The sequence below is a fragment of the Streptomyces sp. NPDC060198 genome (assembly GCF_042728415.1).
Lineage (GTDB): Bacteria > Actinomycetota > Actinomycetes > Streptomycetales > Streptomycetaceae > Streptomyces.
Window position 1 is genome coordinate 1 of record NZ_JBHWZJ010000663.1, and the last position, 1,627, is coordinate 1,627.

The window sequence follows — 1,627 nt, forward strand, 5'->3', positions numbered from 1 at the left end:
GCGTGGGCGGTTCCAGCCCACTCGCGTGAGCAGGCTGGGGGCATATGCCGGAGGGGGGGCCCCCCGGGGCCGGGGGCCCCCCCCCCCCCCCGGCCCCGTCCGGTACCCCGGGCGCGATGCGGCAGGGGTACGGGACGGCTGCTCTGTTCTGTCAGCCGGCCTCGCGGGCCATCGCGATCAGCCGGTCCAGCACCGCGCGGTCGGCACGCACCCCGTCGTGCGCGTACGTGGGCGTCACCCAGGTGCGCAGGCCGCGTACCGCGGCGGCGGTGGCGAGGGACTGCTCGCGGTCCACGTACATGTCGTCCTGGTAGACGGCCGCGACGACCGGGACGGTGTTGGCGGCCAGCCGGTCGAGGTCGTAGAGCGCCGGCCAGTCGGCGCGGGCAGCGAGGTGCCCGGCCGCTTCCCGCAGGGGAACGAGCGCGGGGTCCTCGTCGAACTGCCAGGGGTAGACCATCTCGCCGGTGAAGCGGAGGGGGCCCTGCGCTCCGGCGTCGAAGGCGGGGAACTCCCGGCGGACGCGGTGGGCGGACCAGTCGGTGGCCCGGCAGCCCTGGGCGTAGATCGGTTCGTGCAGTGCCGCGTACAGGGGACGTTCGGCGAAGGAGACGGCGGCGTCCACCCCCCGCAGGAACGTGTCGGTGAGTGCCGGCCCTTTGACCCCTTGGGTGAAGGCGGTCTCCAAGAGGTAGTGGAGCGAATCGAACTTCGCCGAGGTGCCGAACATGATGCCCAGGGTCTGGAAGCGGCGGACGGTGAGGCGCTCGCCGGTCGGCATGCGGACGTCGTGTTCGGCGAGGTGCGCGGCGACCGCGTCCGCGATCCGCTGGTCGGCGGGATAGCGCGCGAAGAAGCGCTCGTTGTGGGCGAGGACGCGCGCGTAGGCGGCCCGGTACACGTCGTCCGCGTGACCGGTCAGGGTCGGCAGCCCGCCGGTGATGTACGCCTGCGCGATACCTTCCGGGGCGAGACCGAGGTAGGTGAGGGTGGCGAAGCCGCCGAAGCTCTGGCCGAGGACGCTCCACGGCTCGTCGCCCTGGAGGCGGCGGCGCAGCAGTTCGGCGTCCCGCACGATCGAGTCGGCCCTGAAGTGCGCGAGGTACCCGGCGGCAGCGGCGGAGTCCTCGCCGAACCGGGCGAGAGTGGTCCGGTCGGCGGGGGTGGAGCGACCGGTGCCGCGCTGGTCCAGCAGGACCACGCGGTAGTCGTCGAGGGCACGGCGCAGCCAGGCGCCCGCAGCGTTGGGGCGCTCGGCACGGCCGCCGGGTCCACCCTGGAGCCAGAGCAGCCGGGGCAGGTCCTCGTGCTCGCGGCCGGCGGCGGTCACCTCGCGGGCGAACACCTCGATGCGTGGTCCGCCGGGGGCGTCATGGTCCAGGGGGACGTCGAGGCTGTGGTCGGTGCAGACCAGGTCGCCGTGGCGGTACGAGAGGGGGGAGTGGGCGGACACGGTTGCTCCTTGCGGGCGCGGAACGGACGGGCGGGCTGGCGACGGGCGGGCGCGGAACGGGCGCACGGGCGACAAACGGGCGACGGGCGACGGGCGACAAACGGGCGACGGGCGACAAACGGGCGACGGGCGACAGGCGCGCGACGGGCGACGGGCGGGCCCGCCGCCCCAGGT

The 1,627-nt window shown here is 74.8% G+C and carries 1 protein-coding gene; it reads right to left on the bottom strand.

The annotated features are described in order from the left end of the window. Positions 1–151: 151 nt before the first annotated feature. Complete coding sequence (locus ACFWEP_RS34545; protein WP_387376246.1) at positions 152–1,453, bottom strand: alpha/beta fold hydrolase; 1,302 nt, start codon at positions 1,451–1,453, stop codon at positions 152–154. Positions 1,454–1,627: the final 174 nt, after the last annotated feature.